Origin of the sequence: Enterococcus sp. 9D6_DIV0238 (assembly GCF_002174455.2) — a bacterium.
Classification (GTDB): Bacteria; Bacillota; Bacilli; order Lactobacillales; family Enterococcaceae; genus Enterococcus_L; species Enterococcus_L dunnyi.
The window spans coordinates 3,320,272-3,340,386 of the sequence record NZ_CP147246.1; the positions used below are offsets into that span (position 1 = coordinate 3,320,272).

The 20,115-nt window shown below is 36.9% G+C and carries 17 protein-coding genes; 10 read left to right on the plus strand and 7 right to left on the minus strand.

What is annotated here, in order from left to right:
- Positions 1–6: 6 nt before the first annotated feature.
- From A5889_RS15655 to A5889_RS15670, 4 genes are all read right to left on the minus strand, one after another.
- The gene (locus A5889_RS15655; protein WP_087639704.1) at positions 7–1,722 is read right to left on the minus strand and encodes an ABC transporter permease/substrate binding protein; all 1,716 of its coding nucleotides are present in this window, start codon (positions 1,720–1,722) and stop codon (positions 7–9) included.
- Positions 1,715–2,905, minus strand: coding sequence for a quaternary amine ABC transporter ATP-binding protein (locus A5889_RS15660; protein ID WP_087639705.1), 1,191 nt, complete (start codon positions 2,903–2,905; stop codon positions 1,715–1,717). The genes A5889_RS15655 and A5889_RS15660 overlap by 8 nt, the downstream gene beginning before the upstream one ends.
- Before the next feature lie 438 nt (positions 2,906–3,343).
- Positions 3,344–3,979 (minus strand): TrkA C-terminal domain-containing protein, encoded by a 636-nt coding sequence (locus A5889_RS15665; RefSeq protein WP_087639706.1) that lies wholly within the window; start codon positions 3,977–3,979, stop codon positions 3,344–3,346.
- 13 nt (positions 3,980–3,992) lie between these two features.
- Positions 3,993–5,936: an ABC-F family ATP-binding cassette domain-containing protein gene (locus A5889_RS15670; RefSeq protein ID WP_087639707.1), complete on the minus strand. Its 1,944-nt coding sequence runs from the start codon at positions 5,934–5,936 to the stop codon at positions 3,993–3,995.
- A 217-nt stretch (positions 5,937–6,153) separates the two neighbouring features.
- Between A5889_RS15670 and A5889_RS15675 the strand changes: the two genes are divergently transcribed.
- Positions 6,154–6,810 (plus strand): redox-sensing transcriptional repressor Rex, encoded by a 657-nt coding sequence (locus A5889_RS15675; protein WP_087639708.1) that lies wholly within the window; start codon positions 6,154–6,156, stop codon positions 6,808–6,810.
- A gap of 56 nt (positions 6,811–6,866) precedes the next feature.
- Here the strand turns inward: A5889_RS15675 and A5889_RS15680 are convergent, their stop codons facing one another.
- Entirely contained in the window at positions 6,867–7,547 is a 681-nt protein-coding gene (locus A5889_RS15680; protein WP_087639709.1) for a CPBP family intramembrane glutamic endopeptidase, read from the minus strand.
- A gap of 88 nt (positions 7,548–7,635) precedes the next feature.
- Complete coding sequence (locus A5889_RS15685; protein WP_087639710.1) at positions 7,636–7,815, minus strand: hypothetical protein; 180 nt, start codon at positions 7,813–7,815, stop codon at positions 7,636–7,638.
- Positions 7,816–8,054: 239 nt separating this feature from the next.
- On the opposite strand from A5889_RS15685, the gene groES reads away from it, so the two are divergent.
- Together groES and groL are read left to right on the plus strand one after the other, a co-directional pair.
- The gene (gene groES / locus A5889_RS15690) at positions 8,055–8,339 is read left to right on the plus strand and encodes a co-chaperone GroES (RefSeq protein ID WP_087639711.1); all 285 of its coding nucleotides are present in this window, start codon (positions 8,055–8,057) and stop codon (positions 8,337–8,339) included.
- Between the two features lie 47 nt (positions 8,340–8,386).
- On the plus strand, positions 8,387–10,015 hold the full coding sequence (gene groL, locus A5889_RS15695; RefSeq protein ID WP_087639712.1) for a chaperonin GroEL: 1,629 nt from the start codon (positions 8,387–8,389) through the stop codon (positions 10,013–10,015).
- A gap of 205 nt (positions 10,016–10,220) precedes the next feature.
- Here the strand turns inward: groL and A5889_RS15700 are convergent, their stop codons facing one another.
- Positions 10,221–10,970 (minus strand): TraX family protein, encoded by a 750-nt coding sequence (locus A5889_RS15700; protein ID WP_242585308.1) that lies wholly within the window; start codon positions 10,968–10,970, stop codon positions 10,221–10,223.
- Between the two features lie 603 nt (positions 10,971–11,573).
- Here A5889_RS15700 and A5889_RS15705 point away from each other — a divergent pair.
- From A5889_RS15705 to A5889_RS15735, 7 genes are all read left to right on the plus strand, one after another.
- Positions 11,574–12,689, plus strand: a complete 1,116-nt coding sequence (locus tag A5889_RS15705; RefSeq protein ID WP_207114572.1) for a tyrosine-type recombinase/integrase — start codon at positions 11,574–11,576, stop codon at positions 12,687–12,689.
- A gap of 348 nt (positions 12,690–13,037) precedes the next feature.
- On the plus strand, positions 13,038–13,760 hold the full coding sequence (locus A5889_RS15710; RefSeq protein WP_087639715.1) for a response regulator transcription factor: 723 nt from the start codon (positions 13,038–13,040) through the stop codon (positions 13,758–13,760).
- 254 nt (positions 13,761–14,014) lie between these two features.
- Positions 14,015–15,346, plus strand: a complete 1,332-nt coding sequence (locus A5889_RS15715) for a pectate lyase-like adhesive domain-containing protein (RefSeq protein WP_087639716.1) — start codon at positions 14,015–14,017, stop codon at positions 15,344–15,346.
- A gap of 206 nt (positions 15,347–15,552) precedes the next feature.
- The gene (locus tag A5889_RS15720; protein WP_087639717.1) at positions 15,553–18,006 is read left to right on the plus strand and encodes a hypothetical protein; all 2,454 of its coding nucleotides are present in this window, start codon (positions 15,553–15,555) and stop codon (positions 18,004–18,006) included.
- A 22-nt stretch (positions 18,007–18,028) separates the two neighbouring features.
- Positions 18,029–18,376 carry an LPXTG cell wall anchor domain-containing protein gene (locus A5889_RS15725; protein WP_087639718.1) on the plus strand — a complete coding sequence of 116 codons (348 nt, stop codon included), beginning with the start codon at positions 18,029–18,031 and terminating at the stop codon, positions 18,374–18,376.
- Complete coding sequence (locus tag A5889_RS15730) at positions 18,373–19,173, plus strand: WxL domain-containing protein (RefSeq protein ID WP_087639719.1); 801 nt, start codon at positions 18,373–18,375, stop codon at positions 19,171–19,173. Before A5889_RS15725 ends, A5889_RS15730 begins: the two co-directional genes overlap by 4 nt.
- A 29-nt stretch (positions 19,174–19,202) precedes the next feature.
- On the plus strand, positions 19,203–20,003 hold the full coding sequence (locus tag A5889_RS15735) for a WxL domain-containing protein (protein ID WP_087639720.1): 801 nt from the start codon (positions 19,203–19,205) through the stop codon (positions 20,001–20,003).
- Positions 20,004–20,115: the final 112 nt, after the last annotated feature.

Below are 20,115 nucleotides of genomic sequence, written 5' to 3' on the forward strand. Positions count from 1 at the left end.
TTTGGTTTATTTTTTCCATTTTGCCACTTCATCTGAATGACCATCGATCCAATCTCGTGCTGCTTGTTCTGGATCAGTTCCATTGTTGATCGCTAACATGACAGATTCCATGTCTTCCTTTGTCCAGTGGAAATTTTTCAAGATATTATAAGCTTCAGGATTGTCTTTTTCTAATCCTTTTCTAGCCATTGTATGGATCGTTTCTTCAGTTCCCATCGTTCCTTTAGGATCTTCTAAATATTTTAAATCATATTTAGCAAACATCCAGTGAGGAGACCAGCCGGTGATGACGATCTCTTCTTTATTTTTGATCGCTTGACCTAAGGCAACAGTCATTGCGCCGGAAGAAGAGGTTTCAACAGACCAGTCTGCTAAATTGCTGTAGGCTTTCTGTGTTTTTTCAGCTGCAGAAACAACTCCTGCCCCAGGTTCGATCCCTGTGATTTTTTTGCCAGCTTGATCTGTTAAATCTTCAATCGAATCAACATCCATATAGGCTGGAACGACAAGCCCCAATTTAGCACCTTTTAGATTTTCACCTAGATCATCGACTTTAGATTGGTATTGTTTGTATTGTTCCCCATGTGTGCCGGGAAGCCAAGCTGCGACCATAGCATCTGTTTCACCTTTTGATACAGATTCCCACATGATGGCATTATCTAATGGAGTCAATGAAACATTATATCCAGCATCCTTCAATACTTCACCTATCACGTGAGTGGAGGCAACTTCTGTATCCCATTCTACGTAAGACAATGAGATTTTTTTATCTTCATTCTTTGCTGAAGTAAATAGAGAAGGAACTGCAATAGCGCCAATGATCAAAACAACGATAGCGATGATACCGCCGATTTTCTGCTTCTTAGAAACAGTCGATTTAGCTGGTGCTGTTTTTTTCCTGTTTAGATTTTGAGTAAAGCGATCGATAATGATTGCTAAGATAACTAAAGCGACACCATTGACAAAACCATTTCCGACTTGCGCTCTTTGCAAGGCAGATAGAACACCACGACCTAAGCCAGGCGCGCCGATCATCGAAGCGATAACGACCATTGAAAGTGCCAGCATGGTTGTTTGGTTGACACCAGCCATAATGGTGCTTTTAGCTAATGGTAATTCTAGCTTAAATAGTTTCTGCCAGCCTGTACTACCAAATGAATCGGAAGCTTCAACTAATTCTTTCGGTACTTGGCGAATACCAAGGTTCGTAAAACGAACAGTTGGCGGTAAAGCAAAAATGACAGAAGCAAATACACCAGGGACCATTCCAATACCAAAGAAAGCAACTGCTGGTATCAAATAGACAAATCCAGGCATCGTTTGCATGAAATCGAGGATAGGAGTGATCACACTTTGAGCTTTATTACTTTTAGCCATTAAGATCCCTAATGGAACCCCAATAATGATCGATACTACACTAGAAAGTAAAACTAACGTCACTGTGCTCATCAAATCGTTCCAAAGGTTTTGGTTATAGATAAATAATAGACCAACCAAAGTGAAAAGACTTAAACCGATTTTCTTATTTGAAATAAGAAAGGCAACTACTGTTAATAATACAATGAACAACAGCGGTGGGATTGCAACAAGCAGAGAAGTGACCGTATCCATCAGACTTTGACCTGTAGATTGGAAGAAACTGAATAGTCCAGAAAATGTATTTGTCATCCATTCTGTGATCGTCTCTACCCAGTCAGCTACTGGTAATTGATAATTATTCATTGATGCTCACCTCAGTTTCTGCTAATGCTTCAAGAACACTTCCGCGAATAACTACACCCAATAGTTTATTATTATCTGTTACTGCAACAGGAGTAGGGGAGTCATAGATGATCGGTAGGATATCGTTGACTAGCATATCTTTATCGATCGTTGTGATCTCAGTGTCAACAAAATCTGTTAATGGAAGTCCAGCTTTTCTTGCTTCTAACGCACGTTCAGCCCGGACCACTCCTTTTAACTGACGCTTTTTGTCGACTGCCATCAGCATACTAACTTCTTCTTGGCGCATACGAGTCAGAGCAACCGTAGGGCCGTCGATCTCGATATTGGTCGTAAGTGCCGGCACCATGATATTTTGTGCGGTCAAGACTTTTGAACGATCGACATCTTCAACGAACGTACGAACATAATCATTAGCGGGATTGGTCAAGATTTCTTCTCCAGTACCGATTTGCATGATCTGTCCATCTTTCATCAAGGCAATCCGATCACCGATACGTAACGCCTCATTTAAATCATGAGTAATAAAAATAATCGTTTTCTTCACATTTTCTTGTAAATCAACTAATTCATCCTGCATTTCACGGCGAATCAAAGGGTCTAGGGCTGAAAATGCTTCATCCATCAATAGGATTTCAGGATCATTTGCCAATGCTCGAGCTAAACCGACCCGTTGTTGCATCCCACCGGATAATTGATTGGGATATTGATCTTTAAATGCTAATAAACTAGAATTTTCCAACGCTTGTTCAGCTTTAGCTGTTCGTTCTTCTTTAGGAACGCCTCGGACTTCTAAGCCGTATTCTGTATTTTCTAAAATTGTTCGATGAGGGAAGAGACCAAAATTTTGGAACACCATACTCATTTTATTTCTACGGACTTCGCGTAATCCTTCTTTATCTAGTTTGGCGATTTCTTGATCGTCAATAAAGATATTTCCTGATGTTGGTTCAATCAAGCGATTCAATAAACGAATCAACGTAGACTTCCCACTTCCTGAAAGTCCCATGATCACGAAAATTTCTCCTTCTTCGACTTCAAAATTAACATCATACACACCGACAGTAGCGCCCGTTTTTTTCAAAATCTCCGTTTTTGACTTGTTTTCTCGGATCATATCCAATGCTTGCTTGGATTTTTTACCAAATATTTTTGTTAAATGTGACACTTTTACCTTGGGCAAAACAAAATTCCTCCTTAAAATTAAAAGCTGGCTTGTACAGCTGGATAACAATAAAAGCGGGACAGGCTCATTTAGTTCTGAAAGAAAAATAGGAAAAATGAAATGAGGTGTTTTTTACCACTGATCATTTTTATCTTTTTTCCGAAGAACTAGCCTGTGTAGCTAGATAACAAATACGTTGACCATTGTAGCGATCATTCATACTCAATTTTTTATTCATGAAAAGAAAATCATTTCTTTTCTGAAAAAAGTGACCATTTTAGGTTAACATCGTGTAGTCACTTTGTCAAATTGCTGTTATATCTCATGAGAAAATAATAAGAGAGTTCGAAACAAAGCTGAATAACAGTTTTGTTTCGAACTCTCTTACTTAATGAACGGCGGCCAAAGGCCAATTTTTACGAAATTTCCAAAGGACCTGCTGTATAGCCATTTTGATTACACGCTAGGATAGAAGTAGTTTTGAACGCGCTGCAAAGTAGATTCATGTCCAACAAAATAAATCGTATCACCGGCTTCTAATTTTGCATAAGGACCAGGAGAGACAAGTAATTCTTCCCCATGTTTGATTGCAATAACGGTGGCAGAAGTACTTTGCCATAGGTTTAACTCACTGATTGTCCTATCAAGGTTTGCAGCTTCTTCCGTTAAGGTAAATGTTACGGGATTCAAAGGATTGAAAGAATCAAAACGTTTTGTTTGATCAACTAACTTATCTAATATTTCAGAGAAGTAGCTTAATTCTTCTTTTTGCTTCTGTACACTATTGATCAAGTCCTCTTTTAGATCATGAATCGATTGAACATCTTGGTATTGATCAACGAAAACTTTGGCTTTTTCGATCGAGTGGACATAAAATCCACTGCCATGCTTTGCTTTGACGATTTCTAAATCGACTAAAACACTGATAGCCTTTCGAGCGGTTTCAGGTGAAACACTGTATTTATTTGCCAGTGTGGAACGTGCGTGAAGCTTATCGCCCACTGAGAATCGTTGTTCAGCGATTTGAGAGGCGACATCGACAGCGATTTGCTGATATTTAGGTTTTGTAACATTCATGCGTTTAGATGCCATATTCATCTGCCTTTCATTCGTTCATATCTTCAAATTCTTCCAGCTCAAGGCTGAGATTTTCCCAATCTGTAAGCAATGTTTCCTGCTGAGTACGTTGAGACTCCAGTTCGTCATTTAAAGCCATTAGTTTTACATGGTCGTCAACTAGCGCTGGATCATTCATGCTTTGCTCTAGCTCGTCGATAGATGTATCCAATGACGTTAGCGTTTCTTCGATTTGAGTGATTTTTCTCTTTAGGTTCCGTAGCATTTTTTGCTGCTCTTTGTTTTTATGAAAGTCATTTTTAGGTTTTGGTGTCTCCGAAGATTTAGCTGTTTCATCTGCTAATAATTCAGCTAATTCTTCTTCTTCTTTTTTCTTTTCGATATAGTAATCGTAATCGCCCAAATATAATTTACTACCAGATTCAGAAAGTTCGATCACTTTTGTAGCAATTCGGTTGATAAAATAACGGTCATGAGAAACAAATAATAATGTGCCTTCGTAATCGATCAAGGCATTTTCAAGTACCTCTTTATTATCGATATCCAGGTGGTTGGTTGGTTCGTCAAGGATCAGAAAATTTTCTTTATCCATCGATAATTTGGCTAAAGCAACACGAGCTTTTTCGCCGCCACTTAGAAGCGGAATCGTTTTTTCAACATCGTTCCCACTAAATAAAAAGCTGCCTAACACACTTCGGATCTCCTTTTCCGGAGTTGTAGGATGCTCATCCCATAATTCGGCTAAAACTGTTTTTGTACCATGTAACTCCGCTTGCTCTTGATCATAGTATCCAATTTGGACATTGGTGCCAAGCGTTGCATGACCTTTGATAAAAGGGATTTTTCCAATGATCGATTTAAGTAGCGTCGATTTTCCGATTCCGTTTGGACCCACTAAAGCGATAGCTTCTTGTCTTCGGATATCTAGAGAAACTGGTTCAGATAAAATGCGAGTATCATACCCGATTGCTGCTTCTTCAACCTGAAGTACGACATTTCCAGATACTTTTTCTATATCAAAAAGAAAATTAGCTGATTTTTCATCACCTTGAGGTCGATCCAATCGTTCCATTTTTTCTAAGGTTTTTCTTCGGCTCTGTGCGCGTTTGGTTGTGGAAGCTCTCACTAAATTTCGTGCGACAAAATCCTCCAGTTTACTGATCTCAGCCTGTTGTTTCTCATAGGCTTTCCATTCGCTGGTCAGCTGCTCAGCTTTTAAATCTAAATATTTGGAATAATTACCTTTGTAATAACGCATTTTGTGACGGCTGATTTCATAGACTTCATTGACGACCTTATCAAGAAAATAGCGGTCATGGGAAACGATCAAGAGAGCACCTGAATAACTTGGCAGATAATTTTCTAGCCAAGAAAGAGTATCGATATCTAAATGGTTTGTTGGTTCATCCAAAATTAAAATATCTGGTTTTTGCAGCAGCATTCTAGCTAAAGCCAAACGAGTTTTTTGACCTCCAGACAATGTACTGATGGCTTTTTCATAAAAATCTTCTTGGAAGCCGAATCCGTGTAAAACTGAGCGGATCTCATTTTCATACCCGTAGCCGTTTTGCTCAGCAAAGTCATGCTGAAGGCGATCATATTCCTTCATTATTGATTCGTAATTCGCTGCATCAGGTAAAAGTTCACTGATGATCACTTCTAATTCTCTCATACGTTTTTCCATTGTGATGATTTCTGCAAAGGCTTCAAGCATTTCGTCCCAAACAGTTTTATTAGAGGTTAAACCAGTATCTTGAGCGAGGTAGCCAAGACTGGCTGTTTTATTTTTAGCGATTGTTCCTGCATCAGGAGCATCGATTCCAGCTATTATTTTTAATAATGTTGATTTACCAGCACCATTGCGGCCGACTAAAGCAATTCGACTATTCGTGCTGATTTCCATTTGTATGTTTTCAAACAAAGTTTCCGCTCCAAAATAACGGGCGATTTGATTTGCTTGGAGTAAAATCATGGGGCATCCTCATTTCTATTTGAATGTCTTTAGTGTAGCATAGTTTAAGGCAAAATAGCACCTATACTGCCGGTTGTCCTGCAAAAATCACTTTAGGGAATTAGAAAAGATTGAAAAAATTCCTTTTTCTTGAGCTGTAAGATTGCTTTTTGATGAGAATAACTGATATCATGAGAGATGGATATTTGTCTATATTTAGAATATTGGAGGTACAATTGTGAAAGACCAAATTATTCCAAAAGCAACGGCACGACGCCTTCCCCTATATTATCGTTATTTGAGAATCCTGCATGACGCAGGGAAAAACAAAGTTTCTTCAACAGAGTTAAGTGAAGCAGTTCAAGTAGATAGCGCAACGATTCGCCGCGATTTTTCTTATTTTGGTGAATTAGGTAAGCGTGGTTACGGTTATGATGTGGAGAACTTAATGAATTTCTTCGCTAAAACATTGAATGATGATGAGCTTACTAATGTGGCTTTGATCGGTGTGGGGAATTTAGGGAGTGCATTACTTAAATATAAATTCCACCAAAGTAACAGTATTCGTGTGAGTTGCGCGTTTGATGTAAATGAAGATATCGTTGGTCGGATCGTCGACGGGATTCCCGTATATCCAATGAGCGATATGATGGAGCAGATTCGTGTTCAGCAAATCGAAGTAGCTATTTTGACATTACCTGCGAGAAGAGCACAAGAAGTTGTCAGCCAATTAGCAGATGCAGGGGTCAAAGGGATCTTGAACTTTACCGCAGCACGTTTGGTTGCACCTTCTGATGTATTGATTCAAAATGTTGATTTGACGAATGAATTACAAACGTTGATCTACTTCTTGCATCATGACAATGAATTGATCGACACTGAGATAGAAGAATAAAAAAGTAAAATACCTAAGGCTGTACTCACGATGTGATACGGAACCTTAGGTATTTTTTATTTAGGTAATTCAATATTTGCATAATGTAGAATCAATTGAGCGATGACAACGAGCGTATTCATTCCGCAATGTGCAAGGATCGATGTCCAAATTTTTCCAGTCATTTTATATAAAATAGCAAAAAAGAAGCCCATGAAAAAGTAAACAAAGAAATGGCCATCTTGATGCACGACGGAGAACAAAGCTGAACTGATCCCAGCAGCGATCCAAAAACCTGTATAACTTTCTGTTAAACCAATCATCGAACGACGGAAAACAAATTCTTCCATGATAGGGCCGCCGATAGTGGTTGCCAATATAAATAGCGGGTTAGCTAAAATAATAGCAATAATATTTTGAGTATTTTGTGAACTTGGTTGTTCCCCTGTGATGGCCATTTCGATACTGAAGACGATTGTTTGGATGATCATAGCCAGAAAAATCCCGCTGATGCCTAAAAGCAAAGTAAAAACAGGAGAAGTCAATTTTGCTTCATTTTCAGTAATTGTAACAGCTGTTTTCCTATTCTTGAAATATAGCCAAATCATCACGGCTGCCCCAAGAATATAGCTGACAGTTGTCCCGATGATCACTAAATCTGAAGAAAATGGTATAAAGACATAGGGTGAAAAAAAGACTAGTAAATAAAGTAAAATCGTAATGATGCTTAATTTTTTGATCGATAAGTTTCTGAGCATAAATAAATTGAACTCCTTTCCATATAACAATGTAAAAAGTATATCATATCCTTTATGAGAATATATGGACTGACTGAATGAAAGTAGATCATTTTCGATTATTGCGATACCCTAATAAGAGAAATATGAATACAAAGAAGAAAGCTGCTTCCCATAATGTTGTTGTCCAATCAAAACGTCGGCTGATGCCAAAAAAGAAATTACCCACATTTGCAATGATCAAATAAAGGCCAGTCGCCAGTAGAGCTCCGATAATTCGTTGTTTCATCTAAATCGCCTCACTTTCTTTTTTTATTTTACCATGAAATCGTTGTAAACAAAAAAAATGCTTTATTTGACTAAGGACCTTTTAATAGATGTTAAAAAAAGAGGGAAGAAATATTTTATAAAATTGACCAAAAGACTTGCAAAGTAATAGCAAAATGAGTATTATAAAAAGTGTAAGTTAGCACTCGACTTATAAGAGTGCTAAAAAAGATGATCAATTTTAGTATGGAGGGATTTATTGTGTTAAAACCATTAAGCGATCGCGTCATTATTGAAGTCGCACAAGAAGAAGAAAAGACAGTAGGAGGCATTGTTTTAGCGTCTGCTGCTAAAGAAAAACCACAAACTGGAAAAGTCATCGCAGTAGGAGAAGGCCGTGTTTTAGATAACGGGACAAAAGTTCCTGCTGATGTTAAAGAAGGCGATGTAGTAATGTTTGAAAAATACGCCGGTACAGAAGTAAAATATGAAGGCAATGATTACCTGATCGTTTCTGGAAAAGATATTATTGCGATCGTTGAGTAATCGATACAATCAAGTAAATAGAAAAATAATTTTGAGGTGAAGAAATCATGGCAAAAGAAATTAAATTCGCAGAAGATGCACGAGCAGCAATGCTTAGAGGTGTAGATATTTTAGCAGATACAGTAAAAGTAACATTAGGCCCTAAAGGTCGTAACGTTGTCTTAGAAAAATCATTTGGTTCTCCTTTGATCACAAATGATGGTGTGACAATTGCGAAAGAAATCGAATTAGAAGATCATTTTGAAAATATGGGTGCTAAGCTTGTTTCAGAGGTAGCATCAAAAACAAATGATATCGCTGGAGATGGTACAACAACTGCTACTGTTTTAACGCAAGCGATCGTACGTGAAGGATTGAAAAATGTTACGGCGGGAGCTAATCCATTAGGGATTCGCCGTGGTATCGAACTAGCAACAAAAACAGCCGTTGAAGAATTACACAATATCTCAACAGTCGTTGATTCTAAAGAAGCGATCGCTCAAGTTGCAGCAGTTTCTTCAGGCTCAGACCGTGTAGGTCAACTGATTGCAGACGCAATGGAAAAAGTTGGGAATGACGGCGTTATTACGATCGAAGAATCAAAAGGGATCGAAACAGAATTAGATGTCGTTGAAGGAATGCAGTTTGATCGCGGTTATCTATCTCAATATATGGTCACTGACAATGATAAAATGGAAGCTGTTTTAGAAAATCCATATATCTTGATCACAGATAAAAAAATCTCAAACATCCAAGATATCTTACCGTTACTAGAACAAATTCTACAACAAAGCCGTCCATTATTGATCATTGCTGATGATGTTGATGGAGAAGCATTACCAACCTTAGTATTAAACAAAATCCGCGGAACATTCAATGTTGTTGCAGTGAAAGCTCCAGGATTTGGTGATCGTCGTAAAGCGATGCTTGAAGATATTGCTGTCTTAACTGGCGGAACTGTGATCACCGATGATTTAGGACTTGAATTGAAAGATACAACGATCGAAAATCTTGGAAATGCAAGCAAGGTCGTAGTGGATAAAGACAATACAACGATCGTTGAAGGTGCAGGCGAAAAAGCAGGAATCGATGCACGTGTTCAATTGATCAAAAATCAAATTGCAGAAACAACTTCTGATTTTGACCGCGAAAAACTACAGGAACGTTTAGCGAAATTAGCTGGCGGGGTTGCCGTTGTCAAAGTTGGTGCTGCAACTGAAACAGAACTAAAAGAATTGAAATTGCGTATCGAAGATGCGTTAAATGCTACTCGAGCAGCTGTTGAAGAAGGAATGGTTTCTGGTGGTGGTACGGCTTTAGTTAATGTGATCAATAAAGTAACAGAAGTAGAAGCTGAAGGAGACGTAGCCACTGGCGTGAAAATCGTTGTCCGTGCCTTGGAAGAACCAATTCGTCAAATCGCTGAAAATGCTGGCTATGAAGGCTCAGTTGTTGTCGATAAATTGAAAAATATTGAACTAGGTATTGGTTTCAATGCTGCAAATGGCGAATGGGTCAATATGGTAGAAGCAGGGATTGTTGATCCTACAAAAGTAACTCGTTCAGCATTACAAAACGCTGCCTCTGTTGCTGCATTATTATTGACAACAGAAGCTGTTGTTGCTGATAAACCAGAACCAGCCGCACCAGCAATGCCACCAATGGATCCTTCAATGGGTATGGGCGGCATGATGTAATAAAAAATCAAAGAAGAAATGTTAGGACAAAAGCGTTTGGCTAATGTGATCGAAGCGTGTTAGCTGCTTTTGTCTCGATGTTTATTCGAAATTAGAGCCCGAAACAAAACTGATGTTTAGTTTTGTTTCGGGCTCTTTGAATTTATATAAATAGTAGAAATTAAGGTAGCTACTTTAAAATAGCCATCTGGTCTACTTATTTTATCTAGAACATATTTAGCAAATATGGAACAATGATGAACTGCTGAATTGCTGTCAAAAGCAATAAATGAACAGGATAGAACCAATAAAAAAAATACTTCATTTGTTTTCCGCGCTGATCATTATAAAAATAAATCAAAGGAAAAGCCAACAGGCCAAATAAACTGTTTTGTAAAATCACAGCCCCGCCAAATACACATTTCAGTAAGTTATGATTCCTAAAAATATACAATACCACGATCAATAAAACACCGATCCAACCCCCATAATCCGTATGCAGCCATTCGGCTGAAAAAATTCCACATAGGATAAACATACTTGAGATAAGATAATTTTTGATCGAGCGACCTTGATACCTCTTTAGACCAGTAATAACGAGTAGACCTATCAATAAGGTAAAAAAGACATTCTGACTTTGCCAATCAAACCATTGTTTAGAAAAAGCAAGATCATATGGAATTTCAGAAAGAAGGGCGAACAGAAATAAGCGTAAACTGTAACGTGAAAGGTTTGATGTATGGATAAATCCTTGAACCAGCAAAAAGCAAAACAAAGGAAAAGCTAATCTGCCGATCGTAATAAAAATAGGAAATACTGTTTTGGTGACTTCTGCTATAACAGAACTGTCTGTTGCATAAGGGACAGACAATACTGCGTACTGCTGAAATGAAATGATTTTTGCTGTATGATCCAGCAACATTGAAATGATCGCCAGCCACTTTAATTGACTGCCTGTAAAAAATTTAGATGCCAACAATCTGCCTCCCTGTCATAGTAAGTAAAGATACACTATTTTACCACAAATTATATAGAAGAGAGCATAGTTTTTCATGTTCGATTACTTTTTTGAAGGGAAGATAGACTGTTTTAGTTAGAGAGAAGAATAAGTGTAGGAATCGGAGAGAATATTTCAAATTCTATGTTTTTTTATACAAAAAAAGAAATAATATTTTTTATAAAAAGGATGAAATTTCTAGTTATATTGATATAATAATGATATATATGTATTAGATAATTTTTTTCTTGTATGTATCAGGTATAAGAAAATATAAAACAGGTTAATCAATAAATCACAAGTCAACTTCAACTACTAATTCATTCTATCTCAAAAAAGATGAGCAGTCTATATGAAAAAGATCATTTTTCTATCATATTTTTATAAGAATTGAGAAAAAAATGAGAAAAGATTTAAACAAATCGGTGTTAAAAATTAAAAAAACAAAGGTTTAGATGGTTATTGTTTTATTTTTATTGAAATTAATTTACTCATACTTATGATCTTATCAAAAAAGAAATAGGTATATATTTTTAAGCCGTCAAATAAGCCGTCAATTTTTTTTCGGAGAGGGTGTCGCAAGTGAGTAGAAAAGGTGAAAATATATATAAAAGGAAGGATGGTAGATGGGAAGGTAGATATATCAAAGCAAGGAACGAACATGGCAAGATCATATATGGCTATATCTACGGAAAGAAATATTCTTGTGTTAAAAAAAGGCTCGCTGAGTTGAAAGTTCAATATTCTTTCACGCATAATAATCTCAGTTTATATAAAGGAAGTGTTGAAGATTGGCTAAATCATTGGCTGAATGTTGTGATGAAGAAGAGAATAAAGCAGTCTACCTATATAAGTTATCGGCTAAGGATCGATAAATATATTATTCCTGCTTTGGGAAATCGCGCATTAGCACAACTAAAAAGTCGTGAAATAGAGGAATTCGTTAATTATCTGATTCAATTGGAATTATCATCTTCAACGATCCATTCAATAGTAACTGTTTTAAAAAGTGCATTGGGGAGAGCGTATATTGAGAATTGCATTTTAGTAAATCCTTGTAAAAATCTTTCATTATCTTCTACATCGACGAATGAAATATCTGCACTAAGTTTGGCCGATCAAGAGAAAATAGAAGCTATCGCTTTAAGAGAGAAAGGATGTTCCGCTGTCATATTAGCGCTATATACAGGATTGAGAATTGGTGAAATAAGCGGACTTAAATGGGACGATATTGATTTTGAGAAGAACATCATACACATTAGAAGAACACTGTATAGGATCCCAAGTGTGACAAACAAGAAAAAGACTGAGGTTATCTTGGCAGAACCCAAAACAAAAAGTTCTAAGCGTCTGATTCCTTTGGCAGATAATTTGAAAAGCTACCTATTAAATAAGAAAAAGGAACGAACCTCCGAATATGTTATTTCTTGCAAAGATAGCTACGCTGAACCTCGAGTGATTAGTTATCGTTTTCGAAAAACCATTGAAGAAGCTGGAATCAAAACGATTCATTTCCATGTTTTAAGGCACACATTTGCAACAAGGTGTGTAGAACGCGGTATCGATATTGCCACTTTAAGTAAGCTTTTAGGTCATGCTTCGATAAAATTGACCTTAGATACCTACACAGATTCACTTTGGGAAAACAGAAGAGCAGCTGTTTCTATATTGGATAAGCAATTACAGGAACTACTTTAAAAAGAAGCTAACAAAACATCGCTTGTTTTGTTAGCTTCTTTTTTTGTTTGCCAGACATTTTTTAGCCGTCATAAAGTGGTCAACTGATTTTTTGAAGTGTGTAGCAACAAGAGCTGACCGTCCTTTTTCTTATACCTGATACATTCAAGAAATTAATTTAAGCCAAATATCTATTATAAAATCAAAATTTGCCGTCGATATAAATTCATTCGACCACTGATGAATTTACTTATCGTTATTATAATCGCAAATCAATTTTTTCTAAACTTTAAGGCTTCAAATTTAAAAGAAATATTGTTTAAAGGAAAAAAAGTAAAACAACAAATGATGGTGAGGAGGCTTCGAGAAATGTACACAATCGGATACATTTCATTAAATGGTAAGTTAAGTGAAAAGTATAAAAAAATCCTTAATATGTTTCAATGCGATATTCAATTAATACAAAAAGAAACGATTGATCAGTTACTTCTGGGGAAAGCTGAGTCAATTAAGCAAGTAGATACATTAATTATCGAGGATATTGATTTTTCCAGTATCAATTGGATTTGCGGATTGATTATGGACATACGAAGACAATCAGATTTACCATTGTGGATTCTTACATCTGTGGATGAGTCTAATAAAACTAATCGTATCGTCTATCTTCAATTAGGAGCTGATGGGATCATTGATTACAACAATGATTTAGATGAATCGATATTAACTGTAAAGAACTTAATAAAACGTTTTAAAGAACCTCAGGCACAATTGAGCATGTCAAAAAATTCTTTGGTTCGAGATGTAAAGGATTTTCAATTAAATCCACAAAATCTGAGTGTTTGTTTAGAAGATGGCAAAGAAGTAAATCTAACGAAATTAGAATTTCTTACGATTGAATATTTACATAAACATGCACGTAAAACAATGACATATGAGGAAATCTACAAAAACGTTTGGAATGATACCTATGGAAATAGAAAATATCGGGTTTCGAATTTAGTTTTTCATTTAAGAAAAAAAATCGAGCACGATATTGAAAAACCGCAGTATATCAAAACAATTCGTTCTAAAGGATATATGTTATACGTCTAAAGAATTGAATAGCAGTTTATCTAATTAGTAATGGGACTGGGAATCGGCAATGATACATCCTAGTGTGATAAAACCAATCATTTGATTTTAGTTAGAAATAGGAGGTAGAGACATGCATATTATGATTTCAGTCAATAGGATAATTTGCGAAACTGGTTAGAAGCAAGCGGGAAAAGAAGTGGATGCTCGTTACTTCTGGAAAGGAGGGAGCAAAAAAAGGTTTCGTCAAAAGCATATTTTAGGAGGAGAAAGATTTGAAAAAAACACAAGTATTGAAAAGAAGTTTGTTTGCTTTAGCAGCAACAGCGACCCTAGGAGCAGTGGTACTAACTGTACCAACACCGATTTCAGGTAGCCCAGTAGTAGCATACGCGGCAGAAGAAACAGCAGAAGTATCTACGATCGAACAATTTGAAGCGGCATTAAAGAATCCTTCAATCACGGTGATCAACGTGAATGCAAGTATCCAATTCAAGAAAAACATCACAGATATTCCAAACCGTGATCTAACGATCAATGGTAATGCGGATAAAGGTGTTGTGATCAACTCAGCACACAACTCTATCTATGGTAAACAAAATACTAAAGGCAAGAACCTTGTAACGATCACTAATTCAAACATTGTTGGTGCTGACAGTGACGGACGTTTCTTCACAGGAGGATCTGGTAACGGACCTTCAAGTTATGGATGGGATGTTCTAGCGAAAGATGTCACTTATACTGGTGCTCGTTTTGTTCACCTTAGTGAAGGTAAATTAACATTTGACGGAACAAACAATATCACGACTCGTGCAGAAAATGCTTGGGTTCACGATTTAGAATTTAAAGCAGGTTCTACGTATAACGGAATTGCAGCGAACAAAGATCACGGACAATTCTCAGCATTCTACTTTAATGGTGCGTTGATCAAAGGAAAAGCAACTGGTGAAGCAATCATCGGTGACAATGCAAAAATCAATGTAAAAATTGGACCACAAAGTGACGTGAACTACTACTATCCAGTATTTTACGATAAAGTTCAAAAAGTTGATGTAGGTACGAATGCTTCACTTGATGTTGATGCAGCTGGTGTTGCATTCCAATTCATCCCACGTGCAGATTATGTGAATAAAGTACCAACATTCAATTTAGCAGAAGGAAGTTCAGTTCACTTGAACGGTCGTGGCGGAGGAAACTACGCAACGATGAAACTTCAATATTATGGATCAGAAGTAAATGTTTCTGAAGGTGCTGAGTTAGTTGTAACTGGTAAAAGTAAAAAAGCAGTCGTTGAAAGTGAATATAAGGGAGCTGTGATTAACCTTAATGCTCCAGCTAATTTTGAAGTTACAAACAAACAACCAAATTCAAAATTATTCTATTCTACAAATACAACGATCAATGCTACAGACGTAAGTGAAATTGCGACTTGGGCTCAAACTGGCGGAGAATATGAATATACTCCTGTTTATTTAGATGGTGGCAGCTTCTCAGTTAACTTCGGCAAAATCTGTAATAGTAACACACTATCTACAACTGGAGATATTTCACCAAATTTCCGACTTGAAAATTATGGAAAAATTTCTTTAGTTGGCGGCGGAATCTAATTAGTCGTTCAATTTACTGACAAAATTTTTGTCAAATAATTAGTCGTTTTTTGTTGGGAATACTTTCCGAACGACAAAATTAAGATGTCTAACTAGTCTAAATTTGTCTTTTTGCGAGAGTATCCCCAACATTACTTTTTGTCTAATTAATATGTGTGAAACTAGAATTATATTGACATAGCATATTGTAGTGAGGAGGTGGAAAATTGAAAAAAATTAAGCAAAGAACTTCATTTGTTATTGCTGCTTGTTTAGTTTTGGTTGGCATCAATTATATTGTCTCAGGGTCTAATGATAAAATCTCAGCTGCACCAGCAGATTATAATGATATTTTACTAGCACCTGATGTAAATATCGTCGGCAGTTCGGGAACGATATCTGAAATTCCAGGTGATTATGGAACGATGTTCAAATTGACTAAAGATACTAGCTATGAAGTGAAGGGTTTAAAAGATCCAGTTAATGATGTATTAGTTAAAACTGGTAATGGTGTCGATGATCCGAATGCCTCCAAAATATTTAGGTTTAGTCCGGATAACGTTGCAGAAGAAAAAAGTGTTTTAGTAAAAAATGCAGGACTTTACAACGGGAGAAGCATTGATTTAAAACTGGTTATTGACCAAATGTCACTAACAAAAAATGCTAATACTGGGAAATATCCATATATGAACTTTATTGCTGTGAACTATAATGACCGAGATAAAACTGATGATACAGCTAATGTAGCGATCAAGACATGGGGAGCAATGTTTCTAATGCTTGGAAGCTCTAACAGAAGTGCTTCGGATTATTATGACACTTATGCTATTGGAGACAAGGTTCAGTATCACTATGAATTTTATGATCATCAATCTGGCTTACCAATTGATTTTCAAGGAACATGGAACTTTAACAATATTAATGGATTGAAGGCTGTTACTACAGATTTTGATGATGACTTTAAAAAGATGTATGTGTTAGAAGATACTTGGATTGGCTATTTAAAAGACACTCCTGCAGTTGGTAAGATTGAACTTTATGGAACTAGTTCGACGACAAACAGCTCGAGGAGTTTACTAACTCAGTTATTCTCTGGTCGCACATTTAATACAAGTATGGAACGTAGAGCAGCTACTGCAAATACGAATCCAGCTGCGATGGCAGTTATGTACGGTACTCAATCACTTGCAAGGATCGCTCCTGCTACACCGATTGTTTACGGTATAAAAAATGAAGCAAAGCATACAGATACAGAAAATTATTTAGATCTTAAATACTCTATTTTACAAACAATCCCTGATAATAAAGTTGAAAACAGAGATGACTCATTTAGATTAGAAACAGAGGTACCAAGTATCTATGATATTGATCTCTCTAAAGTGAAAGTACTTGAATATGGGACAGATAAGGACTGGACAGGCTTATTTACTGTTGAAAAAGCTCCAGGAAACTCTAGTAAGCTTATTTTAACGGCAAACCTTTCGGATGCCACATCTGCTGAAAATTTTAATGGAAAAGTTTTTGATATAAAGATTGCGGCAGAACCTAATGCATCGTTTAGTTTTGATAAGGCTAGTGATTTATATGGTTATCAAGATAGTGGTGACGATAACGGTTATATGACATTTGAACTTGGTGGACCTAAGACAAATGCATATTATACGTATAATACCGTCAATGGGAATATATTAAGTGATACCTTAGAATCTAAAATAATACAAGGACAAACCATGTCGAAAGTTCTCTACGAAGGTAAACCTGATGCAGATGCGAAACAAAATATCAAAGTTCCATTAGGAACAAACTTTACAACTGATTATCCAGACCCTGGAACATCATTTTTAGATAACATTCGAGTAGATACGGATAATCCTATTGATAAACCTGTAGAAGTTGCATATAAGCAGCCATTGCCGGATACTTCGACCCTTGGAGAAGTTACATTGACATTGACATTAACAACTGCTAAAGGTGTAACGAAAGATATACCAGTAAAAGTAACCATTGCTCCTACAATTGCTGAATTACGGGTTAAGTACAAAATCAACGGAAGTTATATGACTGATAAATATCCTGATTATGTTGATACGACCCAAATGATTGGAGATCCAATCAATTTGAAAAACATCAAATCAGTTACGGATACTATTCAGGCTATTAAAGATGCAGGTTACGAACAAACCAACGCACCAGTCGAGGAATTTGTACTTTCAGCAAGTGGCAATACAGTAGAGTATGAATTTGAAGGCCGACTATTTTTATCTTCAACACCAACGAAGCTCAACTTTGGGATCGAAGAAGTCAGCTATAAGCCAATTCGTGTAAACGAAGCTACACTTGACAAAGCATTGATCATCACGGATACAAGAGCCAGCAAGCAAAAGTGGACACTTCAAGCTAAAGTAACACAAGAATTTACTTTAACGGATACGGATGGATCAAAAAAAGTCATTCCTAACATTTTGAGATACAACGATGGGACGGAGAATGAAAAGAGTTTCTTGTTGGATACTGCACAGGATCTATTGACAGATACTCATACGACGAGTAATGAGTTTGATGTAAGTGGAACCTGGAATCCGAAAGGCAAAGGCTTCAAATTAGATGTGCCTGCGGATACAGTGAAGAAATTAGGTAAATATCAAGCAACGATCGAATTTACAGTTGGAGAGACCCCGTAAAAATTAAAGGAGAGACATGCACATGACAGTAAAAAAAATACGAGCAACTATTGTTCTACTTTCCCTTGTTTTTATAGGTAGTTTCTTCATGCTGAAACCAGCACTGGTATATGGAGCAGAGGCTTCTGTCAAAACGAACGGAGAAATTGTTTTCACAGAAGAAAGTACTCCTCCAACATCAGAAACAAGTGAGACAACATCGTCTAGTGAAGAACCAACAAAAAAACCGGCAGGAAAATATCCTTCTACAGGAGAATTGATTCAAAAAAGCCTATCGGTTAGCGGAATTGCTGTTCTTATTTTTGCACTAGGTTTTTATCTAGTGAAAAGAAAACGAGAATCTACCAGAAAGGAAGGGTCTGATCAATGAAAAGAATAAGCTTACTGATGACTGCTTTTCTTGGTACTGTTCTCTTTTTTTCAGCTCAAATGGAACAAGCTCACGCAGAAGCTTCACGCAAAAGTGGAGCAGAAATCGATTTGAGTCAATTTAAGGAAGAAGATTCTATTATTCGTGATCCTGAAAATCCTGATATAGAGGTCGATCCAGGCGAAACACCGCAAACGGATGGTGATTTACGAATCGATTTTGTTCCAAAGCTAAATTTCAGCACAGTAAAAATAAGTAAAGAAGCAGCTGTCTATCCGATCAATGCACAACTGTTTCACGGTGAGACTGGAGCGAGAGGAAATTTTATTCAAGTTTCAGATTATCGTGACAATCACTCAGGTTGGACATTACAGGTAAGACAAGAGGAACAATTTAAGCATGCAACGAAGGTCGGAGCTGAGCTAAAGGGAGCAGTTATTTCTTTTGACCAAGCTTGGACGAACTCGACTACAGATGCATCTTTATCACCATCAGTTTCCAAAGAAGTCATTCGTATGAGTAATATTGGAGACACGTATAACCTTGCACAAGCACAGGACGAAAAAGGTTCTGGAACTTGGAGCATTATATTTGGCGCATCAGCAGAAAATAAAAATGGGCGTCAAAATTCATTGGAACTGAGAAAGGATTCTTCAGGCAATACGATTGAAGATCCAATCTTTAAAAAGCCTGTGTATAGTAATCAAGCGATTACACTAACTGTACCTAAGGAAACAGAAAAAGAAGCGGGCGCTTACTCAACGGTGTTAACTTGGATATTAGCCGAGTTACCATAAATATACACAAAAACTAGGAGGAAATACAAATGAAATTAACACACAAATTAGCTGGTACAGCTTTACTAGCAGCATTGGCAGTAGCAGCAGCAGGACCGGCAACTAAAGCGGCAGATCCAAACAAACCAGGTGTTGGCGAAGGAGAAATCGAATTTACAAGTAAATCGTATGAAACATATGATACTTCTGGTGTTGTACCACCTAACACATCTAGCCAATCAACAAGAGATACAGATAGTACTGCATTGTTGGATGGAGAATTTTTAGTACAAGGTATGTCTAAGTTAGTCTTCAATTCACAAGCTGCAACAACTGGTGCAGTAACTTCTTGGGCGAAACCAACAACAGCTAACCCATCTACAGCAGCTGACCACGTGCCATCACGTGCTAACTGGGTTCAATTCAAAGATGACCGTCAAACAGACGATCACACATATGAATTGACTGCAAAAATTACTAGAAACTTCCAATTCAACGATACTGCAAAAGGTAAAGTAAGAAACATCAATGGTGCTGAAATCACTTACGGCAACCCAATTTTAGTTGCTGATGCAGAAAACGAAGCTTTAAAACCAAGTTCTACAGGAATTAAAACAGCTGTAGTAAACGAATCAACACCTGCTGCTGTATTTACAAATACAGATGGTAAAGAAGCTAACGGTTCTAAAGGTCGCGGACGTTATGCTGTTTACTTTGGTGATATCGAAGATCCAGCTAAAAAAGCAGAAGAATCTGTTAAATTAGAAATCCCTGCGAACCAAGCACAAGAAATCATGAATGGTAAATATGTAGCTGAAATCACTTGGACACTTTCAGAAACACCATTATAATTCGAGATCAACCATTCGAATAATTATTTAGGCTGGGACAGAAGCAGCACACTCTAAGAATCACTTTCGATGATTCAGCTGATCACGGTCAGTTAGTCATTGGAATATATGG

What these genes read in the sequence shown, in the direction of transcription:
- A5889_RS15685 (WP_087639710.1), bottom strand. Translation starts at nt 7,815, where the DNA reads ATGAAACAACGAATTATCGGAGCTCTACTGGCGACTGGCCTTTATTTG.
- A5889_RS15735 (WP_087639720.1), top strand. Translation starts at nt 19,203, where the DNA reads ATGAAATTAACACACAAATTAGCTGGTACAGCTTTACTAGCAGCATTG.
- A5889_RS15730 (WP_087639719.1), top strand. Translation starts at nt 18,373, where the DNA reads ATGAAAAGAATAAGCTTACTGATGACTGCTTTTCTTGGTACTGTTCTC.
- A5889_RS15710 (WP_087639715.1), top strand. Translation starts at nt 13,038, where the DNA reads ATGTACACAATCGGATACATTTCATTAAATGGTAAGTTAAGTGAAAAG.
- groL (WP_087639712.1), top strand. Translation starts at nt 8,387, where the DNA reads ATGGCAAAAGAAATTAAATTCGCAGAAGATGCACGAGCAGCAATGCTT.
- A5889_RS15665 (WP_087639706.1), bottom strand. Translation starts at nt 3,979, where the DNA reads ATGGCATCTAAACGCATGAATGTTACAAAACCTAAATATCAGCAAATC.
- A5889_RS15655 (WP_087639704.1), bottom strand. Translation starts at nt 1,722, where the DNA reads ATGAATAATTATCAATTACCAGTAGCTGACTGGGTAGAGACGATCACA.
- A5889_RS15680 (WP_087639709.1), bottom strand. Translation starts at nt 7,547, where the DNA reads ATGCTCAGAAACTTATCGATCAAAAAATTAAGCATCATTACGATTTTA.
- A5889_RS15725 (WP_087639718.1), top strand. Translation starts at nt 18,029, where the DNA reads ATGACAGTAAAAAAAATACGAGCAACTATTGTTCTACTTTCCCTTGTT.
- A5889_RS15670 (WP_087639707.1), bottom strand. Translation starts at nt 5,936, where the DNA reads ATGATTTTACTCCAAGCAAATCAAATCGCCCGTTATTTTGGAGCGGAA.